23 protein-coding genes and 1 pseudogene are annotated in these 22924 nt (G+C 63.7%); 16 read left to right on the top strand and 8 right to left on the bottom strand.

All coding sequences use genetic code 11. From position 1 onward, the window contains the following. Nucleotides 1–5: 5 nt before the first annotated feature. Nucleotides 6–893 (bottom strand): YihY/virulence factor BrkB family protein, encoded by an 888-nt coding sequence (locus RHIBR816_RS0104855; RefSeq protein WP_018235409.1) that lies wholly within the window; start codon nt 891–893, stop codon nt 6–8. Nucleotides 894–1047: 154 nt separating this feature from the next. Between RHIBR816_RS0104855 and RHIBR816_RS0104860 the strand changes: the two genes are divergently transcribed. From RHIBR816_RS0104860 to RHIBR816_RS0104890, 7 genes and pseudogenes are all read left to right on the top strand, one after another. Then, nucleotides 1048–1881: an SDR family oxidoreductase gene (locus RHIBR816_RS0104860; protein ID WP_018235410.1), complete on the top strand. Its 834-nt coding sequence runs from the start codon at nt 1048–1050 to the stop codon at nt 1879–1881. A gap of 75 nt (nt 1882–1956) precedes the next feature. Then, complete coding sequence (locus tag RHIBR816_RS0104865) at nt 1957–2160, top strand: twin transmembrane helix small protein (protein ID WP_018235411.1); 204 nt, start codon at nt 1957–1959, stop codon at nt 2158–2160. A gap of 16 nt (nt 2161–2176) precedes the next feature. Then, nucleotides 2177–2754: pseudogene (locus tag RHIBR816_RS33690) on the top strand (cob(I)yrinic acid a,c-diamide adenosyltransferase). Between the two features lie 30 nt (nt 2755–2784). Beyond that, nucleotides 2785–3576, top strand: a complete 792-nt coding sequence (locus RHIBR816_RS0104875) for a rhomboid family intramembrane serine protease (protein ID WP_018235412.1) — start codon at nt 2785–2787, stop codon at nt 3574–3576. Nucleotides 3577–3866: 290 nt separating this feature from the next. After that, a complete protein-coding gene (locus RHIBR816_RS0104880) occupies nt 3867–4616 on the top strand; it encodes an electron transfer flavoprotein subunit beta/FixA family protein (protein WP_018235413.1) in 750 nt (249 codons plus the stop codon). A 25-nt stretch (nt 4617–4641) separates the two neighbouring features. Further along, the gene (locus RHIBR816_RS0104885) at nt 4642–5571 is read left to right on the top strand and encodes an electron transfer flavoprotein subunit alpha/FixB family protein (protein ID WP_018235414.1); all 930 of its coding nucleotides are present in this window, start codon (nt 4642–4644) and stop codon (nt 5569–5571) included. Nucleotides 5572–5714: 143 nt separating this feature from the next. Next, nucleotides 5715–6587: a 3-hydroxybutyryl-CoA dehydrogenase gene (locus RHIBR816_RS0104890; RefSeq protein WP_026186647.1), complete on the top strand. Its 873-nt coding sequence runs from the start codon at nt 5715–5717 to the stop codon at nt 6585–6587. A gap of 16 nt (nt 6588–6603) precedes the next feature. Here the strand turns inward: RHIBR816_RS0104890 and RHIBR816_RS0104895 are convergent, their stop codons facing one another. Next, nucleotides 6604–7278, bottom strand: coding sequence for a TlpA disulfide reductase family protein (locus tag RHIBR816_RS0104895; protein ID WP_018235416.1), 675 nt, complete (start codon nt 7276–7278; stop codon nt 6604–6606). A 26-nt stretch (nt 7279–7304) separates the two neighbouring features. Here RHIBR816_RS0104895 and argH point away from each other — a divergent pair, with 26 nt between their 5' ends. The 4 genes from argH (at nt 7305) to RHIBR816_RS0104915 (ending at nt 13065) form a co-directional block, all read left to right on the top strand. Continuing rightward, nucleotides 7305–8708 (top strand): argininosuccinate lyase, encoded by a 1404-nt coding sequence (gene argH, locus RHIBR816_RS0104900; RefSeq protein WP_018235417.1) that lies wholly within the window; start codon nt 7305–7307, stop codon nt 8706–8708. 129 nt (nt 8709–8837) lie between these two features. Continuing rightward, on the top strand, nt 8838–9032 hold the full coding sequence (locus RHIBR816_RS0104905; RefSeq protein WP_018235418.1) for a lipoprotein: 195 nt from the start codon (nt 8838–8840) through the stop codon (nt 9030–9032). A gap of 14 nt (nt 9033–9046) precedes the next feature. Further along, entirely contained in the window at nt 9047–10315 is a 1269-nt protein-coding gene (gene lysA, locus RHIBR816_RS0104910) for a diaminopimelate decarboxylase (RefSeq protein WP_018235419.1), read from the top strand. A gap of 143 nt (nt 10316–10458) precedes the next feature. Next, nucleotides 10459–13065 (top strand): TIGR02302 family protein, encoded by a 2607-nt coding sequence (locus RHIBR816_RS0104915; protein ID WP_018235420.1) that lies wholly within the window; start codon nt 10459–10461, stop codon nt 13063–13065. Between the two features lie 142 nt (nt 13066–13207). Here RHIBR816_RS0104915 and RHIBR816_RS0104920 read toward each other — a convergent pair whose 3' ends face one another. The 3 genes from RHIBR816_RS0104920 to RHIBR816_RS0104930 all read right to left on the bottom strand — a co-directional run bounded on the left by RHIBR816_RS0104920 (nt 13208) and on the right by RHIBR816_RS0104930 (nt 15183). Further along, nucleotides 13208–13567, bottom strand: a complete 360-nt coding sequence (locus RHIBR816_RS0104920) for a response regulator (RefSeq protein WP_018235421.1) — start codon at nt 13565–13567, stop codon at nt 13208–13210. A gap of 267 nt (nt 13568–13834) precedes the next feature. Further along, a complete protein-coding gene (hpt, locus tag RHIBR816_RS0104925) occupies nt 13835–14380 on the bottom strand; it encodes a hypoxanthine phosphoribosyltransferase (RefSeq protein ID WP_026186648.1) in 546 nt (181 codons plus the stop codon). 161 nt (nt 14381–14541) lie between these two features. After that, a complete protein-coding gene (locus tag RHIBR816_RS0104930; RefSeq protein WP_018235423.1) occupies nt 14542–15183 on the bottom strand; it encodes a hypothetical protein in 642 nt (213 codons plus the stop codon). Nucleotides 15184–15617: 434 nt separating this feature from the next. On the opposite strand from RHIBR816_RS0104930, the gene ftsE reads away from it, so the two are divergent. The 4 genes from ftsE (at nt 15618) to RHIBR816_RS0104950 (ending at nt 18945) form a co-directional block, all read left to right on the top strand. Then, nucleotides 15618–16241 carry a cell division ATP-binding protein FtsE gene (ftsE, locus tag RHIBR816_RS0104935; RefSeq protein ID WP_245262685.1) on the top strand — a complete coding sequence of 208 codons (624 nt, stop codon included), beginning with the start codon at nt 15618–15620 and terminating at the stop codon, nt 16239–16241. Next, nucleotides 16234–17238 carry an ABC transporter permease gene (locus tag RHIBR816_RS0104940; protein WP_018235425.1) on the top strand — a complete coding sequence of 335 codons (1005 nt, stop codon included), beginning with the start codon at nt 16234–16236 and terminating at the stop codon, nt 17236–17238. The genes ftsE and RHIBR816_RS0104940 overlap by 8 nt, the downstream gene beginning before the upstream one ends. A gap of 112 nt (nt 17239–17350) precedes the next feature. Then, entirely contained in the window at nt 17351–18049 is a 699-nt protein-coding gene (locus tag RHIBR816_RS33695; RefSeq protein ID WP_245262688.1) for a YdcF family protein, read from the top strand. A gap of 107 nt (nt 18050–18156) precedes the next feature. Next, nucleotides 18157–18945, top strand: a complete 789-nt coding sequence (locus RHIBR816_RS0104950) for a 1-acyl-sn-glycerol-3-phosphate acyltransferase (RefSeq protein ID WP_018235427.1) — start codon at nt 18157–18159, stop codon at nt 18943–18945. Nucleotides 18946–18957: 12 nt separating this feature from the next. On the opposite strand, the gene RHIBR816_RS33700 is transcribed toward RHIBR816_RS0104950, so the two are convergent. Continuing rightward, a complete protein-coding gene (locus RHIBR816_RS33700; RefSeq protein ID WP_034814939.1) occupies nt 18958–19527 on the bottom strand; it encodes a gamma-glutamylcyclotransferase in 570 nt (189 codons plus the stop codon). Nucleotides 19528–19782: 255 nt separating this feature from the next. Between RHIBR816_RS33700 and RHIBR816_RS0104960 the strand changes: the two genes are divergently transcribed. Continuing rightward, nucleotides 19783–20796, top strand: coding sequence for a DUF2125 domain-containing protein (locus tag RHIBR816_RS0104960; protein ID WP_018235429.1), 1014 nt, complete (start codon nt 19783–19785; stop codon nt 20794–20796). A 15-nt stretch (nt 20797–20811) separates the two neighbouring features. Here RHIBR816_RS0104960 and RHIBR816_RS0104965 read toward each other — a convergent pair whose 3' ends face one another. Further along, nucleotides 20812–21735 carry a prephenate/arogenate dehydrogenase family protein gene (locus RHIBR816_RS0104965; protein WP_018235430.1) on the bottom strand — a complete coding sequence of 308 codons (924 nt, stop codon included), beginning with the start codon at nt 21733–21735 and terminating at the stop codon, nt 20812–20814. Then, on the bottom strand, nt 21736–22842 hold the full coding sequence (gene hisC / locus RHIBR816_RS0104970; protein ID WP_018235431.1) for a histidinol-phosphate transaminase: 1107 nt from the start codon (nt 22840–22842) through the stop codon (nt 21736–21738). Between the last annotated feature and the right edge of the window lie 82 nt (nt 22843–22924).

A 22924-nucleotide genomic window follows, 5' to 3' on the forward strand; every position in this document is an offset into this window, starting at 1 on the left:
CTTCTCTATGGCGCGGGCGGCCCTTCGCCCCGCCCCTGAAAGCTGCGTGCCACCATGCGCTTGACCCGGAATTTCAGGATAGCGGCGTTGATCTCGGCACCGATGATGAAGATGGCGCCGACCATATAGAGAAAAACCAGCACGATCACGATCGAGGCGAGGCCGGCATAGGTTGCCACGTAGTTGGAGAAGGCCGCCAGATAGGACGCGAAAGCATAGGCACCGATCGACCACAGAATCAGCGTCAGCAGGATGCCGGGCAGCACGTCGACGATCTTGCGGTGCCCGTCCGGCAGCCACAGATGCGAGACGAGCAGCCCGCCGGTCAGCATCGTGAGCGCCAGCGCCAGGCCCCAATTGTCGACGGCCGCCAGCATGGTATCGAGCCAAGGCAGCCATTGGTCGGCATTGCGGACGGCAAGGGGCACGGCGACCAGGAGGATGCTGATGACGGCAAGGATGAGGACGCCCGCCAGGACGAAGCCGAGGCTGGCGAGCCGGGTGATGTACCAGGGACGGCTTTCCGCCACGCGATAGGCCCGGTTGAGCGCAATCCTCAGCGCTTCGACGCCGTTCGATGCAAAATAGGCGGCCGCCACGACGGAAAGGGTCAAGACTCCACCGCGCTGGATGGTCAGCACCTCGACGATCTCGTCGGCGACGGGCTTTGCGATCGATTCGGGCCAGGCGTCGAAGATCAGGTGCACGGCCGTCACGGCGAATTGGTCGGCGCCGAGGAAGCTGCCGAGCGCGGTGCCGAAGATCAGGAAGGGGAAAACCGCCATCAGGGACGACAGGGCCACGTGGCTCGCCATCGCCCAACCGTCGTCTTCGCTGAAATGCCAGAGTGCATCGAACACGACCTTCCAGATGATGCGAAGCGATGCCGGCATTCCGTCTCCTATGGTGCCCGCGCATACCGCGTGATCGGCGGCGCAGAGCCTGTGGCGACGCGCCGCCCGCGACCAAAGGCAGTACACGCAATTCAATTGTATCCCAACCGTGAATATGGGAAACGGGGTCCGGATTTCTACAGGAATCGACCGGATGTCTGAACGCCCCACCATCATTGTCACCGGCTGCTCGTCCGGCATCGGCGCCTATTGCGCGCGGGCGCTGAAGCGGGACGGCTGGCGCGTCTTCGCGACTGTCCGCCGGGCGGAAGACCAGGTGGAACTCGAACGGGAAGGCATCGAAACCTTCATCATGGACTATACCAGGCCGGAGACGATTGCCGCGCTGGTGGAAGCCGTGATGGCGCTGAGCGGCGGTCGGATCGACGCGCTCTTCAACAACGGCGCCTATGGCCAGGCCGGGGCGGTCGAGGATCTGCCGACCGAAGCGCTGCGGCTGCAACTGGAAACCAACGTGATCGGCTGGCACGACCTGACGCGCCGCGTCATCCCGGCGATGCGCGCCCGGGGCCGGGGCCGCATTGTGCAATGCTCCTCGATTCTCGGTCTCGTCCCCTATCGCTGGCGCGGCGCCTACAATGCTTCGAAATCTGCTCTCGAGGCACTGTCGCTGACATTGCGGATGGAACTGGCCGGCAGCGGCATCGACGTCAGCCTGATCGAGCCGGGCCCGATCGCGTCGAAGTTCACGGCCAACGCACTCGCCTATATCGAGCGCTATATCGACCTCAAGAATTCCGTCCACCGGGCGGAGTACGAAAGGCAGTTGAAACGTCTGCGCGGCGAGAGCGAGCCGGCCCGCGGCAAGCTCGGGCCGGACGCCGTTTATCACGTTTTGAAACACGCTTTGACGGCACGCCGGCCACGGCCGCATTATATAGTGACAAGGCCCGCCAAACAGGGTGTGCTGCTCAAGAAGCTCCTGCCGGCGGCGCTGTTCTATCGTATCCTCGGCCGACTCGGCTGATCGAGCCGGTGCATGTCGCCCGAAAGTGTGCAGCGGTTTCGGGCGACATGCACATCAAACGCAAGGAGTGAGGACATGCCCAGTTTCCTGACCGCGGTAACACTGTTCGTCATGGGCCTGGTCGCGATCGTGCTGATCCGCGGCCTGCTGAATATGGCCCGACGCGGCAGCGGCAGCACCTCCAACAAGCTGATGCAGACGCGCATCGTGTTGCAGGCCGTCGCTCTCGTGCTGATCATGCTGACGCTGTGGGTCACCGGCGGCGGCCGCCCAAGCTGAGAACCAAGCGGAAACGATGGTCAAGCTCAACAAGATCTACACCAGGACCGGCGATAACGGCACGACCGGTCTCGTCACCGGGCCGCGCCGCTCGAAGAGCGACCTCCGCGTCGATGCCTATGGGAGCGTCGACGAAGCAATGCCTTCGTCGGCCTGGCGCGCCAGCACACCGGCGACAGGCCGGATCTCGACGCCATGCTGATGCGGATTCAGAATGATCTCTTCGATCTCGGCGCCGACCTCGCGGCACCCGAGACCGGCGAGAAGCTGGACTACGAACCGCTGAGGATCGTTGCCCCCCAGGTGGCGCGGCTCGAGGCCGAGATCGATCGGTTGAATGCGGATCTCGAGCCCTTGCGCTCCTTCGTGCTGCCGGCCGGCAGTGCCGCTTCCGCAGCGCTGCATGCCGCCCGCACCGTCGCCCGCCGCGCCGAACGGCAGATGGTGGCACTTGCCGAAACAGAAGGCGAGGTCGTCAGCCGCGAGGCAGTCGCCTATATCAACCGCCTCTCCGACTTCCTGTTCGTCGCCGCCCGGTGGGCGAACGACGAGGGGCGCGCCGACGTCCTTTGGGTTCCGGGCAAGAACAGATAAGGTCGCGGAAATTCACGCTTCGGGGATCGCATGTTCATACCGCTGCACGACAGGAACGCCCTGAAGCATATCGACATGCAGTATGTGACGGTCACGCTGATCGTCGTCAATTTCCTCGCCTGGCTCGTCACGGGCCCGATCGCCTCCGAGGAATTCGCCAATGCCACCGTCCTCGGATTCGGCTACATCCCGGCGGTCGTGTTCGACTATGCCATTCTCGAACCATCCCTTGCGGTCGTCCCGGACGGTTTCACCTTCGTCACCTATTCCTTCCTGCATGGCGACTTCACCCATCTGGCGATGAACATGCTGTTTCTCTGGGTGTTCGGCGACAATGTCGAGGACGCGCTCGGGCACTTCCGCTTTCTCTTGTTCTATCTTCTTTGCGCCGCCGCCGGTGCGCTGGCGCATGGGCTCATCGATCCGGCTTCGGAAGCGCCGCTGATCGGTGCTTCCGGCGCCGTCTCCGGCGTCGTCGCCGCCTATTTCCTGCTGCATCCGAAGGTGCGGGTGTGGGTCCTCGTGCTTTTCCGCATTCCCCTGCCGTTGCCCGCCGCCATCCCGCTCGCCTTCTGGATCGGCCAGCAGTTCTACATGTTTGTCGCCGATCCGGGCGGAAGCGTCTCCTGGAGCGCCCATGTCGGCGGCATCGTCGCCGGCCTCGTGCTCGTGGTCGTTTTGCGACGCCGCGGCGTGCCGCTTTTCGACCGCACGATCGTCAGCCCCCGCGCCGTCGAACACGAGTCCGGCCCGCCCGAGGGAACGGATGCGCCGCTGCCGGGCAACCAAAAGCCCCCAACGCCCTGGGGCCGCCCGACCTGAAGGGTCAGGTCGCCCTTTCGTCCTGCGCAGAATATACGCTGCAATTTCAACGGACTACGCGCCCAGCGGGCACGCCGCGTCATTTCTCCGCGGTAATTCCACTGTCCGCTTGCCAGATGATTATCTTACGTGTACGTAAACGTTAATTATGATCTCGCACTTATATCGATTTAGCGTCGCGGTGGGCGATTGTAATTGGAGAAAAAACGCGTATCGATGTCGCCAACCGACAATCAGGCCGCTCTGTTAAGGCGCATTTTCCTGCGAAAGTTCCTGGAGGGAAAGAACCCATGAAAATCCTAGTCACGGTAAAACGGGTCGTCGACTTCAACGTCAAGATCCGGGTGAAGGCGGACGGTTCGGGCGTCGAACTCGCCAACGTCAAGATGTCGATGAACCCGTTCGACGAGATCTCGGTCGAGGAGGCGCTGCGGCTGAAGGAAGCCGGCAAGGCCTCGGAAGTGGTGGTCGTGTCGATTGGCCCGGCCAAGGCCGAGGAGACGCTCAGGACGGCGCTCGCCATGGGCGCCGACCGGGCGATCCTCGTCGAGACCGACGATGCCATCGAGCCGCTCGCGGTCGCCAAGATCGTCAAGGGTGTGGCCGAGGCCGAGCAGCCGGGGCTGATCATCGTCGGCAAGCAGGCGATCGACGATGATTCCAACCAGACCGGACAGATGCTCTCGGCCCTGCTCGGCTGGCCGCAGGGCACCTTCGCCTCGAAGGTCGAGATCGGCGACGGCAAGGTCAACGTCACCCGCGAGGTCGATGGCGGCCTGCAGACCGTCGAACTGAAGCTGCCGGCGGTGGTGACCACCGATCTCAGGCTGAACGAGCCGCGCTATGCCTCGCTGCCGAACATCATGAAGGCGAAGAAGAAGCCGCTCGACAGGAAGAGCCCGGCCGACTTCGGCGTCGACACCGCACCGCGGCTGAAGGTGTTGAAGACCGAGGAGCCGTCCGGCCGCAAGGCCGGCATCAAGGTGAAGTCGGTCGCCGAGCTGGTCGACAAGCTCAAGTCCGAAGCCGGCGTTCTCTGAGATTTAGGAAAGGGAGACTTTCATCATGGCCATTCTGCTTCTGGCTGACCACGACACCACCCACCTTTCCGACCAGACGGCGAAGGCGCTGACGGCGGCCTCCAAGATCGGGTCCGACGTCCACGTTCTCGTCGCCGGCGCGAACGCCAAGGGCGTTGCCGAGCAAGCGGCGAAGCTTGCCGGCGTCTCCAAGGTGCTGGTTGCCGACGACGCCTCGCTTGCCAACAATCTGGCAGAGCCGCTGGCGGCATTGATCGTTTCGCTCGCCGGTTCCTACGACACGCTCATTGCCGCCGCCACCTCGGTCGGCAAGAACGTCATGCCGCGGGTCGCGGCCCTGCTCGACGTCGCCCAGGTCTCGGAGATCATCGAGGTGGTTTCTGCCGACACGTTCAAGCGGCCGATCTATGCCGGCAACGCCATCCAGACGGTGCAGACGAGCGACGCCAAGAAGGTCATCACCGTCAGAACCGCCTCGTTCGCCGCGGCCGGCGAAGGCGGTTCGGCCGCGGTCGAGCAGGTCTCGGCTGCCGCCAATCCGGGACTGTCCAGCCACGTTTCCGACGCACTGTCGTCGTCGGATCGTCCCGAACTGACCTCGGCGAAGATCATCATTTCCGGCGGCCGCGCGCTCGGCTCCTCGGAGAAGTTCAAGGAGGTGATCCTGCCGGTCGCCGACAAGCTCGGCGCTGCCGTCGGTGCCAGCCGCGCCGCCGTCGATGCCGGCTACGCCCCGAACGACTGGCAGGTCGGCCAGACCGGCAAGGTGGTCGCCCCCGACCTCTACATCGCCTGCGGCATCTCCGGTGCCATCCAGCACCTTGCCGGCATGAAGGATTCGAAGGTCATCGTCGCCATCAACAAGGACGAGGAGGCACCGATCTTCCAGGTCGCCGACTACGGCCTCGTCGCCGACCTCTTCGACGTCCTGCCGGAGCTCGAAAAGGCGCTCTGAGCGCACGGCATTCCGGAACGAAAAAGGCTGGAAAATCTGCCGGCTTGGCATTAACAATCGTACCGGGCCGATCCATCGGCCCGGTTTTTTTACATCTTCGGCAGCGCCGCTGCCGAAATTTCTTAAGATGGATGTTCGCTTCGATGATCAAGACGATCGGAATTATTGGCGCGGGGCAGATGGGCTGCGGCATTGCTCATGTTTCAGCAAGCGCCGGTTACAAGGTGCAGCTCTACGACATTGCTGCTGACCGCATCGAGGCAGGACTGGCAACCATCAATGGGAACCTCGCCCGGCAGGTTTCCTCCGGCAAGATGAGCGACGAGGACCGCAAAAAGGCGCTGTCGCTGATCAAGGGCTCGACGGACATCAATGATCTTTCGCAGGCCGATCTCGTCATTGAGGCGGTCACGGAGGACGAAACCGTCAAGCGCAAAATCTATGGCCAGGTGTGTCCCGTCATGAAGCCGGACGCGATCCTCGCGACCAACACCTCGTCGCTGTCGATTACCCGGCTGGCGTCGGCAACCGACCGTCCCGAACGGTTCATGGGCATCCACTTCATGAACCCGGTTCCGGTCATGAAGCTGGTAGAACTCGTGCGCGGTATCGCCACGGAGGAAGAGACCTTCAAGGCCGCAAAGGAATTCGTCGCTCATCTCGACAAGACCGTCACCGTTGCCGAGGATTTCCCCGCCTTCATCGTCAACCGCATCCTGCTGCCGATGATCAACGAGGCCATCTATACGCTTTACGAGGGTGTGGGCACGGTCGATGCGATCGACACGGCGATGAAGCTCGGCGCCAACCATCCGATGGGCCCGTTGCAGCTTGCCGACTTCATCGGGCTCGACACCTGCCTGTCGATCATGCAGGTGCTGCATGACGGCCTGGCCGATTCCAAATACCGTCCCTGTCCGCTGCTGGTGAAATATGTCGAGGCCGGCTGGCTCGGTCGCAAGTCCGGCCGCGGCTTCTACGACTACCGCGGCGACGTACCGGTCCCGACACGCTGAGGCCTCGGGAGATCCCTCAAATTTCCGGAGGCGGTGCTATCGCCGTCTCGATCAGCCGCTTCGCATCGTCGCTGTCCCAGGCGGCCGGCCCGTTCATCGAGCCGATCAGGCAACCCTTCTCGTCGATGAGCAGGGTAGCCGGCAGCCCGAAGGCAAGCCCCTCTTTCTTTATCGTGTTGAAGACCCCCATCGAGGCGTCGCGATAATAGCGCAGGTCGTTGACTCCGATCTCGTCGAGAAACGCCTTCGGCTTCTCGTCGTCGCCCGTATCGATGTTGATGGCGACGACCTCGAAGCGATCGCCGCCGAGCGCTCCCTGCAGCGCGTTGAGCGCCGGCATTTCCTCCCGGCACGGCAGGCACCAGGTGGCCCAGAGATTGACAAGCAGCGACTTGCCGGCAAAGGAGGCAAGCGTCAGCGGTTTTCCGTCCGGACCGACGAAGTCGAGCCCGCCGATCGGGCGCGGATTGGCGGCCGGCGTCATGGCGGCCACCTGGCCGCGCATCAGCGGCGTCAGCATCGCCACCTTCTGTCCGGCGAGCGGGCAGCTTGCGTCGGCCGTCGGCACCGCGCCGCCATTGCCAGACCCGGTCTCCTTCACGTATACCGCAGCCGCACCGGCGATCACGCCGAATAGGGCGGCGAGCGCGAACAACTTCACGGCTGGAGGACGTTTCTTCTGGTCTTGCATTTCATTCTCCAAAGGCGGGCATCCCGATGGCTGACGGCAGTTCCGAGACAAAATCCTCCAACCAGATGTGGGGCGGACGCTTCGCCTCGGGCCCGGATGCGATCATGGAGGAGATAAATGCCTCGATCGGCTTCGACAAGAAGCTCTATGCCCAGGATATCCGCGGCTCAATAGCGCACGCCACCATGCTGGCGCATCAGGGCATCATTTCCGCTGAAGACAAAGACAAGATCGTTCACGGTCTCGACACGATCCTGTCAGAGATCGAGAGCGGGGCCTTCGAGTTCTCGCGTCGTCTCGAAGACATCCACATGAACGTCGAGGCGCGGCTGGCGACGCTGATCGGCACTGCCGCCGGCCGCCTTCATACGGCACGCTCCCGCAACGATCAGGTCGCACTCGATTTCCGCCTCTGGGTGAAAGAGGAACTGCAGAGGACCGAAAGGGCCCTGACCGCGCTGATCGGCGCCTTTCTCGATCGGGCGGAAGAGCATGCCGAAACGGTGATGCCGGGATTCACGCATCTGCAGACGGCCCAGCCGGTCACCTTCGGCCATCATTGCATGGCCTATGTCGAAATGTTCGGCCGCGATCGCTCGCGCGTCCGCCACGCGATCGAGCACATGGACGAGAGCCCGATCGGCGCCGCAGCCCTTGCCGGCACAGGCTTTCCGATCGACCGCCACATGACGGCCAAGGCGCTCGGCTTCCGCGAGCCGACGCGCAATTCGATCGATACGGTCTCCGACCGCGACTTCGCGCTCGAGTTCCTGTCGATCGCGTCGATCGCCGCCACGCACCTGTCGCGGCTCGCCGAGGAAATCGTCATCTGGTCGACGCCGCAATTCGGCTTCATCCGCCTGTCGGATGCCTTCTCGACCGGCTCGTCGATCATGCCGCAGAAGAAGAACCCGGATGCCGCCGAGCTCGTGCGCGCCAAGACCGGCCGCATCAATGGCTCGCTGATCGCTCTTCTGACGGTCATGAAGGGCCTGCCGCTCGCCTATTCCAAGGACATGCAGGAGGACAAGGAACAGGTCTTCGACGCGGCCGAAAGCCTCGAACTGGCCGTTGCGGCGATGACCGGCATGGTGCGTGACATGACGATCCGCGCCGACCGAATGAAAGCCGCTGCCGGTTCCGGCTATTCGACCGCCACGGACCTTGCCGACTGGCTGGTGCGCGAGGCGGGTCTCCCCTTCCGCGACGCCCACCACGTCACCGGTCGCGCCGTCGCGCTTGCCGAACAGAAAGGCTGCGACCTTGCCGCTCTCTCGCTTGCCGAACTGCAGGCGATCAACCCCGCCATTACCGACAAGGTTTTCGATGTGCTGACCGTCGAGGCCTCCGTGGCGAGCCGCACCAGCTTCGGCGGCACCGCGCCGGCCGAGGTGCGCAGGCAGATTGCCTGGTGGCGGGCGCGTAATTAGCCCACGCAGAAACAGGGTGCACAAGCTGCTGAAAAACCGATAAGAGATCGCACCAGAGCGAGGAATGCGAGGCGTGCGCCGCGCTGCCGCTCTGACCTATCGGCTTCAGCTTCGGCGAGGGAAATCACGATGACATTCACGAAGGCGGCCCGGCTTGCGCTCCTGCTGGCGATTCCGGGGCTGGTTCTCATCGGTTGCGGGCGCAAGGGCGACCTAGACCGGCCGGGCGCCACCACGTCGATCAATACGAAAGCGCCCGCCGGTACCGCCGAACCGAAGGAGACGGTTGAAGACCGCCCCTTCCTGCTTGACCCCCTCCTCTAAGCGAGCGACACCCCGTGAACCACTTCGACTATCGCGACGGAATTCTTTACGCCGAAGACGTTCCAGTCACCGATATCGCCCGTGCCGTCGGCACGCCGTTCTATTGCTATTCGACAGCGACGCTCGAGCGCCACTACCGGGTGTTTGCGCAAGCCTTCGCCGATGTCGATGCAATGGTCTGCTATGCGATGAAGGCCAATTCCAACCAGGCCGTGCTGAAGACGCTCGGCCGCCTCGGCGCCGGTATCGACGTGGTCTCCGAAGGGGAGCTCCGCCGGGCGCTCGCCGCCGGGATTCCGGCGGCCCGGATCATGTTTTCCGGCGTCGGCAAGACGCCGCGCGAGATGGATCTGGGACTCGAGGCCGGCATCTATTGCTTCAACGTCGAATCCGAGCCGGAGTTGGAAATCCTCAACCAGCGGGCCGTGCGCGCCGGCAAGCAGGCGCATGTCTCCTTCCGCATCAATCCGGACGTCGACGCACGCACCCATGCGAAGATCTCGACTGGCAAGAAGGAAAACAAGTTCGGCATTTCCTGGGAGCGGGCCCGCGCCGTCTATGCCCATGCCGCGACGCTGCCCGGCATCAAGGTCACCGGCATCGACATGCATATCGGCAGCCAGATCACCGAACTGCAGCCCTTCGATGATGCTTTCAAGCTGTTGCGCGAGTTGGTCGATACGCTGCGCTCCGACGGCCACGTGATCGATCACGTCGATATCGGCGGCGGCCTCGGCATCCCCTACCGGGAAGACAACAATCCGCCGCCGCTCCCCGATGCCTATGCGGATATCGTCAAGAACCAGCTCAAGGGCCTCGACTGCAAGATCGTCACCGAACCGGGCCGGCTGATCGTCGGCAATGCGGGCATCCTCGTCACCGAAGTGATCTATGTGAAGGATGGCGGCGAAAAGACCTTCGTCATCGTCGACGGTGCGATGAACGATCTGATCCGCCCGACGCTCTACGAGGCCTATCACGAGATCAGGCCGGTGAAGATTTCCGCCGCCAATGCGCCGCGCATCAAGGCGGACGTCGTCGGCCCTGTCTGCGAGACGGGCGACTATCTTGCGCTCGACCGGGAGATGGCGATGCCGAAGCCGGGCGATCTTTTCGCGATCGGCTCGGCAGGTGCCTACGGTGCCGTTCAGGCCGGCACCTACAACAGCCGGCTGCTTGTCCCCGAGGTCCTCGTCAAGGGCGATCGTTTCCATGTGATCCGCCCCCGCAAGGACTATGAGGATCTGATCGGTCTCGACTCTGTGCCGGACTGGCTTGACTGAGCCGACGTGCTTCCGTTCGAAGTGGTGCGCCGCCGGGTGATCACGTTTTGTTTTGCCGGTCGCCCTCGCCTTCGCCACAAAGGATGTTATCCTGACCCTTGACCGCCGCGGCAGTCAAAAGGGATGGAAGGGAATTTGGGCGGATGACGCAATTGCGGCAGGATGAAACGCCAAAACCGAAGGCCTTCGCCAGGATGCTGGCGACGAAACGGTTCCTGGCGCGCCTGATCCTGCTGGCCGAGCAGGTCCTCCCCCGTGCGCTCGCACCCGCCGCGCTCGTTCTCCTCTTCCTCTCCGTGGGCTGGCTCGGGTTTTTCCGGATTGCGCCGTTCTGGCTGCATATCGTGGTTCTGCTCGGCTTCGTCGCCGGGTTCTTCCTTACACTCCTGCCGCTCACCCGCATTCGCTGGCCGGACGTCGCCGAAGCCGACAGGATGCTCGAAGTCCGCAACGAACTGCCCCATCAGGCGATCCGGGTGCAGGACGACGCGCCGGCAACGGACGGGGCCGTCGGTGCGGCCCTCTGGCGCGAGCATCAGGCACGCATGGCGCGTCTTGTCCACGGCCTCGACACCGGCCTGCCGCGCCCCGATGTCGCGCGGCACGATCCTCTCGCGCTCAGGGCCGTGCCGATCCTGATCGCCTGTGTGGCCTTCGCCTTTTCCTATTCGAACCGCGCCGGCCTGGTGTCGGACGCGTTTCGGCTGCCGGAGCGTCAGGCCGCGACCCCCGATATCCGGATCGATGCCTGGGTGACGCCGCCGGCCTATACCGGCCGCGCTCCGATTTTCCTCACCGGTCGTGAGGATATGGCAGCCGTCGACGGGCAGGCGGCAATCACCATCCCGCAGTTCAGCGATGTGACGGTTCGAATTACCGGCCCCGGACAGGAGACGCAGGTCAGCTACGCCGACACGGGCAACCCGCAGCCGACGATCATCCCGGCTGCAGCCGCCAAGTCGTCGTCGCAGCCAACGGAAGCGGCTGGAACGCCGCCGAACGGCGCCCGGAATCATCTCTTCAAGATCACCCGGGACGGCACGCTTTCCGTCGCCGGGCAGCGCTGGAACTTCAAGGTCATTCCAGACAGTGTCCCGAGCATCGCTTTCGACGGCGCGCCCCGTGCGACGGCCAACGCGTCGCTCGAGGTAAGCTTCCTCGCCCATGACGACTACGGCATCTCCCAGGCTTGGGCGGAGATAAAGCCTCTGGACGACCCCGCGGCAGACGCCAGGCCGCTCTATCCGCCGCCGGAATACCGCCTCGATCTGCCGCGCCGCAATCCTCGCGAGGCCAAGGGAACGACGAGCCGGAATCTCAGCGAGCATCCCCTTTCCGGAAAGCGCGTGGAGATAACCCTCGTCGCCCGCGACGCCGCTGGCCAGGAAGGCCGAAGCGTCCCGGAGGAAATGGTGTTGCCGGCGCGGCGGTTCTTCGAACCGCTTGCCGCAGCCGTCGCCGAACAGCGACAGGTGTTTGCACTCGATGCCAATCAACTGCCCCGCGCCATCGACCTCAACGACGCGCTGACCCTTTATCCCGAGGAGACGATCCCGAATCTCACGCATTTCCTGTTGATCCAGTCCGCCCGGACGCGAATGGAGCTGGCCCGCAACGACGACATGCTGCGCGATGCGGCCGACCATCTCTGGGAGATCGCGCTCGGCATCGAGGATGGCGACCTGTCGCTCGCCGAGCGGCGGTTGCGCGATGCCCAGCAGGCCCTGTCTGATGCACTCGAACGCAATGCCTCGGATCAGGAGATCGCCAGGCTGATGCAGGAACTGCGCCAGGCCATGCAGGAATATATGCGCGCGCTGGCCGAACAGGCGGCCAAGAATCCGGCGATCGCCGCCAATCCGGACCTGAACAATGTGCTGCGCCAGCAGGATCTGGAAAAGTTGATGGACCAGATCGAGAATCTGGCGCGCTCCGGTGCCCGCGACCAGGCGCGGCAGCTTCTGTCCGAACTGCAGCGGATGATGAACAATCTGCAAGCCGGCCGCATGCAGCAGGGCGGCGAGCAGAACAATGCCATGCGCCAGCAAATGGACAAGCTGGGCCAGCTGATGCAACAACAACAGCAGCTGATGGATGAAACATTCAAGCTGGATCAGGCCCTGCGTGACCGGATGCAGCGCGGCGATCCGCTGCAGGGCGAGGACAACGAGCTCTTCGGCCAGGATATGCCGCAGGATCCCGGCCAGCAAGGTGACCCGAACGGACAGCCGAATCCGCTCGACGACATGACCGCCGAGCAGCTGAAGGAAGCCTTGAAACAGCTCCGTCAGCAGCAGGAAGGGCTGGCCAAGCAGCTCGGCGAGCTGCAAAAGGGTCTGGAGGATCTAGGCATAAAGCCCGGCAAGGGCTTCGGCCAGGCCCAGCGCGAAATGGGCGACGCCGCAGGCGCACTCGGGCAGGGCCAGGGCGAACGGGCCGTCGGCAGCCAGGGCCGGGCGTTGCAGGCGCTGCGGGAAGGCGCCCAGGACATGATGAACCAGATGCAGGCGCAGGGACAGGGTCCAGGCCCTGGACAAGGCGTTCCGCAATACGGCCAGAACGGGCGTGACCCACTCGGGCGGCGCCAGCAGAACGCCGGACCGGACTTCGGCAACCAGGTGAAGGTGCCCGACGAGATCGACACGCAGCGCGCCCGGCAGATCCTCGACGCGATCCGCCGCAAGCTCGGCGACAACCTGTCGCCGGAGATGGAACGGCAATATCTCGAGCGCCTGCTCGACATGCGCTGAGGCCCTGCCGCAGAATAGCGGCAGAGCTCTCTACAGTGCCGCGCGTCTTTTCAGACGCGCAAAGGACGCTGTAGGACTTCGAATCTACGCATCGTGCTTTCCGAAATCGATTCCGATTTTCGAGCCGATACGCTGGAGGCCATCAGGCGGCAAGGGCGTGCGCGACCGCCTTGCGGATGTCAGGCAGCGAAAACGGCTTCGAAATCACATCCACGACCTTGCCCGAGAGATCGTCAGCGCGCTCGCGCTGCTCCGCATAGCCGGTCATCAGCAGGATCTTGAGCTGAGGAAAGGCGGCCGACGCCTGATGCACGAGTTCGATGCCGTCCATGACGGGCATGCGTATATCGGAAAGCAAAAGGTCAAAGCGCTGGTCCTTGAGCCGCGCAAGCCCATCCGCTCCATCTCCGGCCTCGACCGTTTCGTGTCCATCGAGTTGCAAGGCCCGCGCCACAAATGAGCGCAAGGCATCCTCATCCTCGGTAATCAGGATTTTCGCCATCATGGCCTCCCGTGTTCGCTCTCACTGAGCGCCGGCGTCTTTCACAAGAAGACGCTCCACGTCGTTGAACATACGTGTCCCACGCCGACAGCGGCCGTGACACCGTTCCAACCAAACAGCTTTGTGTTTGCTTTCGGTAAACGCGATCACTTCGATTTTCAGTATCTTGCGCCGTCAGGTAGAACTATCAACATCTCTCGCCCATGAAGAGCAAGGAATCGTTGATGTCCTGCAACCGGCGCAACCGGGGATCGCGACCGGAAAATGCTAATCCGCATCGCCCGTGACGACGCCGACAAAGGGCAGTTCGCGGAAGGCATAGGCGACGTCCATGCCGTAACCGACCACGAAATGGTCAGGGCAATCGAAGCCGACATAGTCGGCCTCCAGTTCGACGCGGCGCTTCATGCGCTTGTCGAGCAGTACGGCGACGGTGACGTGGCGCGCGCCGCGTTCGTAGAGCAGGTCCTTGGCGAAGCGCAGCGTTCGCCCGGATTCGAGAATGTCGTCGATCAGGAGCACGTCGCGATCATGCACGTCGCTGTCGATATCCTTGGTGATCTTCACGCCTTTGGATTCGGTTCCCGTGCCGTAGCTCGAAAGCGTGATGAACTCCACCTCCGGCGCGAGCCCGGCGCCATGCATGGCGCGGATGAGGTCGGCCGCGAAGATGAAGGAGCCCTTGAGGATCGAGATGACGAGGAGGTCCTTGTGCGGCCCACGCATAATCTCTTCCGCCATGTCGCGATTGCGGGTGGCGATCGCCTCGGGGCCGTAAAGGATCTCGATATTCTTGCCGCGAACGACGGGCATGCGGGCCTCCATTTTCCTACAGCGCCGTGCGTCTTCGAGACGCACAAAAGGTCGCTGCAGCACTTCTGTTTGCATGTTCTTCATCCTTAAATCGGTTACGATTTAAGGATGAAAACAGTCGGAAGAACGCCGGCCCTCCCTGCAAACGCCGATTAGCACACTCAGGGCGGCGACACACTGTTTTCCGCGAAAGAAACGGTGACATCGGGCATTTTACCACCCGCATAGGGAAGGCGAGTGACGAAGCGGCGGCTTTCGCCGGGCGCGATGGCGGCGCCTTCGGGCATCAGGCGCGTCGCCGTCACGGGCCGTCCGTTGCTCATGACTTCGACGACCATGGGCGGCAGGTGCTGTTCGAGGCCCGACCGGTTGTCGATGGCGCCGTAGACGGAAAGCACGCGCATGCCGCCGTTGTAGTCGAGCGAGGTGGTGACGCCCTCGATGGCAAGCGGATGAGCGTCCGCCGCATCATGACCCCCGAGGCCCGCGATCAGCAGGAAGGCCGTCAAGCCAAGGCCGGCGGCGAGGCCCGCGAAGCGGCGCGCCGGCATCGCCCGCAGTTTCGTCTCCGCGATCGCCAGCAACCGCGCTGCGCCTTCGCGCCGACTGGTCGTCGCCGGGCGCGGCGCCGATCGCCGCTTGTCGTTGAAGACCGGATAGGGGCCGCGCTGCAAACCCGGAGCCACGGTCTCGAAATCGACATCGATAAAGTCGAGTTTCCTGGCTTTTGGGGTCTCTGCGCGCGGCACGCGCTCCGGCGGAATGAGGTCTATTCCGGCTGCCTTCGTGCAAAATGCCTGCATGGGGCCCTCCCATCGGAGTGCCGCGCCCTCTATAGCGCCGCGCGCCTTTCTGACGCACAAGGTCGCTGTAGCACGCGCCACGCTCGCTGCGGCAACACCCCTGCAAAAAAGAGGGCATTGCATCAAATCCTGACGACACGTAAACCGAAATGGTTAATGTTTTGGTAAAGGCCGCGAAAGCGGCGTCTTTTCCTGGGACATTAACCGTCGCTTAACCATTGTTCCGCACTCCGTTTTGCCTTGGCAGGCGCGCTGTCCTACTGCATGGTCCTTCAGTCGGCACGGCAGTTCAAAGCGATGCAGCGAGTTGCGTGCGCCCGGCGAGACGGCGCTGTAGATGTGCGGGCGGCCGGTTGCGGCGGTTGTTGAGGGTCGTGGCGAGAGATTGGGCTGTCCCGTTGATTCATTTTGAGAACGTCGGATTGCGCTATGGCATGGGACCGGAAATTCTCCGGGACCTGACATTCGACATTCCGCGCCGGTCCTTTCAGTTCCTGACCGGCCCCTCGGGGGCAGGCAAGACGACGCTGCTGCGGCTGCTGTTTCTGTCGCTGAAGCCGACGCGCGGACTGATTCGCATGTTCGACCGCAACATCTCCTCCATCCCGCGCGAGGAATTTCCGATGCTGCGCCGCCGCGTCGGCATCGTCTTCCAGGATTTCCGCCTTCTCGACCATCTGACGACCTACGAGAACGTCGCCTTGCCGCTTCGGGTGCGCGGTAAGGAAGAGACGAGCTATCGGTCGGATGTGCTCGAGCTTCTGAAATGGGTCGGCCTCGGCGAGCGCATCAATGTGCTTCCGCCGGTACTTTCCGGCGGTGAAAAGCAGCGCGCTGCGATCGCCCGCGCTCTGATCGACCGCCCGGAGATCCTGCTCGCCGACGAACCGACAGGCAATGTCGATCCGCCCATGGCGAGGCGGCTCTTGAACCTTTTCCTCGAACTGAACAGGCTCGGAACCGCCGTGGTGATCGCCACCCACGACCTGTCGCTGATGGACCAGGTCGAGGCCCGGCGCATGATCCTTTCACAGGGGCGGCTTGACGTCTATGAATGAGCACCGCGCCCGCCACGAGCCCGACCCGCCGCAGCAGCGTCGCGCCGAGATGCGCGTGCGCCCGACCGGACCGATCGTACCCTCGGCCAACGTCTCCGGCCACGCCCTGATGTGCGTCATCGCCATCATGTCCTTCCTCGCCTGCCTCACGCTCGGCGGCGTCAGCATGGTGCGGGCGACGGCGCAAAGCTGGCAATCGCAGATCTCCCGCGAGATCACAATCCAGATCAAGCCCGACGAGAACCTGGACATGGAGAAGGCGCTCGCGGACGCGCGCGACCTCGCATTGACCTTCCCGGGCACGACGGGCGGCAACATCATCGACCGCGCCGCGACCGCCCGGCTCCTCGAACCCTGGCTCGGCGGCGGCCTCGATCTCGACGAACTGCCGGTGCCGCGGCTCATCGTGATAACCATCGACGAAAACAACCCGCCGGATTTCGGATCCATGCGCAAGGCCCTGATGGAGACGATCCCGGAGGCCTTCCTCGACGACCATCGCACCTGGGTCGACCGCCTGGTTGCCATGGCGAACACCACGACGATGATCGGGACCGGCGTGCTGGCGCTTGTTTTTTCGGCGATGGTGCTGACGGTGGTCTTCGCCACGCGCGGTGCGCTTTCCGGCAATCGCCACATCGTCGAGGTCCTGCATTTCGTCGGGGCCGAGGCGGGCTTCGTGGCGTCCGAATTTCAGAAGCACTTCCTCAGAATCAGCCTCAAGGGTGCCGGTGCCGGCGGGCTGCTTGCGGCACTGTCTTTCGGTATCGCCGGCTTCTGGCAATCCCAGACGCTCGCAACCCCCGAGACGGACCAGGCGACCGCCCTCTTCGGCACATTCGCCATCGGCTATACCGGTTATCTGGGCATCTTCGCGATCATCATCGTCATTGCCCTGCTAACGACGCTGACGGCGCGGCTCACCGTCACGCGGACGATTTACGAGATCGACCTAATCCGGTCGGACCCGGGCCGAACGGATAGCTATCAGGGCTAGGCAGGACCAGGACCCCCAAAGCGGCGAATCTCCCCTCAAACGATCTATCCCCTGCCGCAATCGGCGGCTATGTGAGAGAATCATGATGGTTGAGGAGCTTCGCGAGAGCGGAATGACCGAGAGGGGCAAATGGCGAGACAGGGCCGCGCGCCGCCGCCGGTCCCGCAGTCTGCTGCGGAAAGCTCTGCGACGCGGCTTTTTCGTGCTGGTCGCGCTTCTCGCTGTATTCCTCGCGGGCTTTCTGTACTTCGCCGACACGGTGGCCTCGCTGCAGCCGCCCGCCGCGCCCAGGGCGGATGCAATCGTGGTGCTGACCGGCGGTTTCCAGCGGATAGACCAGGCGGTCGACCTGCTGAAGTCCGGCGCCGGCAGGCGGCTGCTGATCTCCGGCGTCAATCCGGCGACGACGGGCAGCCAGATACGCCGCAACACGCAAAGCTCGGCCGACCTCTTCAAATGCTGCGTCGACATCGGTCACGCAGCGGTCGATACGATCGGCAACGCGACCGAGGCCGGGCAATGGATCCGCGATCACGGCTATGGACGTGTTCTCGTCGTCACCAACAATTATCACATGCCGCGCAGCCTGCTCGAATTGCGCCGCGTTCGGCCGGACACGGAGTTCATTGCTTATCCGGTCGTCAATTCGGATCTCAAGACCTCCAACTGGCTGCGCAATCCGCTCTTCATCAAGGCCATCCTGCTCGAATACGCCAAATATTCCGTCGCGTCGTTGCGGGAGTTTGCGACCAAGCACCTGGTGCGGGGTTCGGAAGTCGACGCCCCTCGCCCTGCTCAGCCGGAAGAGTAGCGCGCTCGATCCTTCAAGACCTGTTTTCCTCCGTGCGAGTTTCGTGTAGGCAGCGGAACGGCCCACCGCCTCGCGGTCCGCGTCGCACCCTATCGAGAGCCTGCCTGATGATCATCCTGCGTTCGATCCTCTTCAACCTGGTCTTCTATGCCAATCTGATCGTCCAGATGATCGTGCTGACCCCGGTCTATTTTATCGTGCCGCGCAAGACGGCCTGGTTCGTGCCGAAGAACTGGGTGCGCAGCAACCACTGGCTCATGGAAAAGATGGTCGGAACGACCTTCGAGATCGAGGGTCTCGATAATATCCCCGAGGGGGCCTACATCTTCGCGCCGAAGCACCAGTCCTTCTGGGACGCCTATGCGCTTCTGCCCTGGCTCGACGATCCGTTCTACATCCTGAAGCGCGAACTCACCTGGATCCCGCTATTCGGCTGGTACATCATCAAGCAGCGCATGGTGCCGGTAAACCGCGCCGCGCGCGGCAAGGCGATGACCGAAGTCATGGACCGCACCAAGCGGGAAATGGCGACCGGACGCCAGCTGATCATCTACCCGGAGGGCACGCGGCGCCCGCCTGGCGCGCCGCCGGAGTATAAATACGGCATTGCGCGGCTCTACCGCGACCTGCAGGTGCCGGTCGTCCCGGTCGCCATGCATCCGGGGCTGTTCTGGCCACGTCGCAAGTTCCTGCGCTTTCCCGGCCATTTCAAGGTGCGTGTGCTGCCGCCCATAGAAGCCGGCCTGGATCCGGACGCCTTCTTGGCAAAGCTGGTCGAGGTGACGGAGGCCGCGAGCGACGAACTCCTGGTGGAAACCGTCAGAAATAACCCGCATCTGCCGTTGCCGCCGACGGCGAAACAACGGCTGCGCGAGCTCGGTGCCAACCAGGCCTGAGCCGAGTACCCCCTACTGCGTCCCTTGTGCCGCTGAAAAGACGCGCGGCACCGTGGCGCTAAGATTGGCGACGACTTCCTCGAGCCAATGGTCGCGGATGCCCATCTCCCTGAGATGGGCAAGCGTGTTGAGCACGTATTCCCTGTTGTTGCCGGACTTCCCCACAGCGGTTGCGACCGTCGCGGCGGCCGCTTCCGCGGTCAGCGCACCGGCATACTGCACATGCTTGCGGTCGGTCACATAGGCAAGCGCCGGCACGCGGCGACCGTCGGAGAGCTGCACCGGCATGGTCCGCTCCTTGTAGACATGTGTAACCAGTTCGCGCTCACGCAGATAGCCGGTCACCTCCGCCCTTTCGGCGAGGGCGACGCGGAACGCCATGCCTATGCACGAGCCGCCGTAATCGAGCCCGAGCACGAGGCCGGGATGCCGCTCGGTACCGCGATGCACCCAGGAGTGGACGCAAAGGGAGCGGCGGTAGCCGAAGGCCCTTGCCGTCAGCTTCTCCTCGAAGCGAAAGCCTGGGTTCCACATCAACGACCCGTAGCCAAAGACCCAAAATTCGTCCATATCCGCTGCCATTCAACCGATGTTGCCGCTATCGCCGAATCACCCGTGAGCATGGCAGCGGCCGTCCAGAACTTTCTAAAGCGGGATGGGCAAGGGTGTGAAGCGGTTTTCCGCCTTCATCCTGCCCTAACATCTTGAGACTACGACGCTGCGCGGAAGAAAGGTGCCCGCGCGTGTCATGCAGAAGTTAGGCAGAAGTTAGTTTGTGAGAACGGAGCCGGCCACCCGAAATGCCGCTTCCGGCGCAAGAGTGGAGTACGCGATACCATGACGGTAACCGAGGTCGCCAAGGGCCGGCCGGCCAGCAGGAAGTTTCTCTGGCTTGCAACCGGCATCATTCTTGTCGCCGGCATCTATTCCGGCACCTGGTTCGTCGCCGCCGACCAGATAGAGAAGCGGCTCCCGGCCTATCTGGCGGAAAGGCAGGCGAGCGGCCTTGGCGGCGAGTGCAGCGAACCCGAGGTGCGCGGGTTTCCATTCCGGATCGGCCTCTTCTGCGACAAGGTGCGCGTCGACGACACCCGCCATGGTGCGTCCGCATCCTTCGGCGCCTTGAGGACCGCAGCGCAGGTCTACCAGCCGGGCCGCGCCGTCGTCGAACTCGACGGCCCCGCGGAAATCCGCGTCTCGCCGGGTATCTCGGTCTCGGCCGACTGGACGCTCCTGCACGCCAGCCTCGCAGCGACGCTCTCGGGTGTCGACCGTACGTCGATTGCCTATGACAATCTGACCGGCACCGTCCGTTCGCCGCAGATGGGCAAGGGCGTGGGCTTCGGAGCGAGCCACGGGGAGATCCATCTGCGCCAGAACGGCGATGATCTCGATGCGGCGCTGAGCGTCGACAAGCTCGACCTGCGCCCCGAGGAAGGACCGAGCCTCGCCCCGCCGGCCAATATCGCCGCCGACCTTACCGTCACCGGCAAGGCCGAATGGCTGCGCGGCGGCACGGTCTCCCCGCACATGCTGCGGGGCACCAAGGGCGAACTGCGCCAATTGACGCTGGATGCGGGGAGCGGGATGAACGCCAGGCTCTCCGGTCCCTACTCGGTCAACGACCATGGGCTGCTGTCGGGCGAGTTCTCGCTAACCCTCATGAACATCACCGCATGGCGGGAGAACCTCGTGAAGGCCGTTCCCGAGGAAACCGACCTCATCAACAACATCGCCAACATGCTGACGGCGCTCGCCGGCGGCAAGGACGAGGCGACCGTCAAGCTCAATGTCCGCGACGGCACCGCCTTCCTGGCCTTTGTTCCGATCGGTGTATTGCCGGCCCTTTGACCCGGACGAACCGGTCTATTTCTGGTCCATGGCATGGCGGCCGAAGTCCGGCATCGCCGTATCCTGACCGGCCTGGATGATCGATCGGCGGATCGCCCGCGTGCGCGTGAAGAGATCGAAGAGCTTGTCGCCGTCGCCCCAGCGGATCGCGCGCTGCAGCGAGGCGAGATCCTCCGAAAAGCGTGCCAGCATTTCGAGGATCGCGTCCTTGTTGTGCAGGCAGACGTCGCGCCACATGGTCGGGTCCGAGGCGGCAAGACGGGTGAAGTCGCGGAAGCCGGAGGCGGAATATTTGATCACTTCCGACTCGGTGACGGTAGCGAGGTCGTCCGCCGTGCCGACGATGTTGTAAGCGATGATGTGCGGAAGGTGCGAGACGATTGCCAGCACCATGTCGTGGTGCTCCGGATCCATCTCGTCGACCATCGAGCCGAGTGCTTCCCAGAAAAGCCTGAGCCTGGCGACGGCTTCCTCGTCGGTTCCCGGGGGCGGCGTCAGAATGCACCAGCGGCCGCGGAAAAGCCCGGCGAATCCGGCATCCGGACCGGAGTGCTCGGTCCCCGCGATCGGATGGCCGGGCACGAAATGCACGGTTTTCGGCAGATGCGGAGCCATCTGCGCGATCACCGAACCCTTGGTCGAGCCTACATCCGTGACGATCGCCCCGGGCTTCAGATGCGCTGCGATCTCAACGGCGACGGCGCCCGAAGCTCCAACCGGCACGGAGACGATGACGAGATCGGCATCCTTCACGGCCTCGGCGGCCGAGAGTGTAAAGCGATGCCCGAGGCCGAGCTCGCTGGCGCGCTTCAGCGTCGCTTCGCTGCGCGTGGAGACGACGATCGTTCCAGCGATTTGCCTGTCGAGGATATCCCGCGCGATCGACGAGCCGATCAGGCCGATGCCGATGAGGGCGATGGTTTCGAATTGCTGAGCCATCTATTTCCGTCCCATGAATTCGGTTAGCGCCGCGATCACGCCCTCATTCGCCTCCTCGGAGCCGATGGTCATGCGCAGCGCATCGGGAAAGCCGTAAGCGCTGACGGCACGCAGGATAAACCCGCGGCTCGTGAGAAACGCATCCGCTTCCTCGGCCGATCTGCCGCCCGTTTCCGGGAAATGGATCAGCACGAAATTGGTGACCGACGGCGTGACGCGAAGACCGATCGCCGTCAAGGCCTCGCTCACTCTCGCCAGCCAGGCGAGATTGTGATCGACAGCCGCGGCGTTGAAGGCTTGATCCCGGATCGCTGCCGCTCCGGCCGCAATCGCCGGCGTATTCAGATTGAAGGGGCCGCGCACGCGATCCACTGCATCCACGACGTCGCGCGGCGCATACATCCAGCCGATCCGCAGGCCCGCAAGGCCGTAGATCTTCGAAAAGGTCCGCGTCATCACCACGTTGCGATTGGCCGAAACCAGCTCGATTCCCGCCTCGTAATCATTGCGCCGGACATATTCGGCATAGGCCGCATCCAGCACCAGCAAGGCGCCGGCCGGCAAGCCGGCATGGAGGCGCCGCACCTCGTCCACGGGGATGTAGGTCCCCGTCGGGTTGGCCGGATTAGCGATGAAGACGATCTTCGTCCGCTCGGTCACGGCGGCCAGGATCGCATCGACATCGACGCGCTGATCCCGCTCCTTCGCCGTCACCGGTGTACCGCCCGCGGCCGTGGTCTGGATCTTGTAGACGAGGAACCCATGCTCGGTCACGATCGCTTCGTCGCCGGGACTGAGATAGGTGTGGCAGAGGAGGCCAAGCAGCTCGTCCGAGCCGTTGCCGCACAGGATATTGGCCGGGTTCAGCCCGTGAACCGCGGCGATCGCGTCCTTGAGCGCATGCGCCTGGCCATCCGGATAGCGCTCGAGATTGAACGCAGCCTGCTGGAATGCCTCGATCGCGCGCGGGCTCGCGCCAAGCGGCGTTTCGTTCGACGACAGCTTGTGAACCTTTGCCACGCCCGGCGCATGTTCCTTGCCGGGCACATAGGCGGCGATCTCCAGGATGCCGGGGCGCGGCTGCGGGCTCTTCAAGGCAAGGTTCATCGGATCGGCTTTCGCGGGGAAGAATGCGGTCCAGCCAATACCGGGGCGCAACAAATTTGTCGAGTGCGACGTCAACACCGCG

The sequence above is a fragment of the Ensifer sp. BR816 genome, assembly GCF_000378985.1.
Taxonomy (GTDB): Bacteria; Pseudomonadota; Alphaproteobacteria; order Rhizobiales; family Rhizobiaceae; genus Sinorhizobium.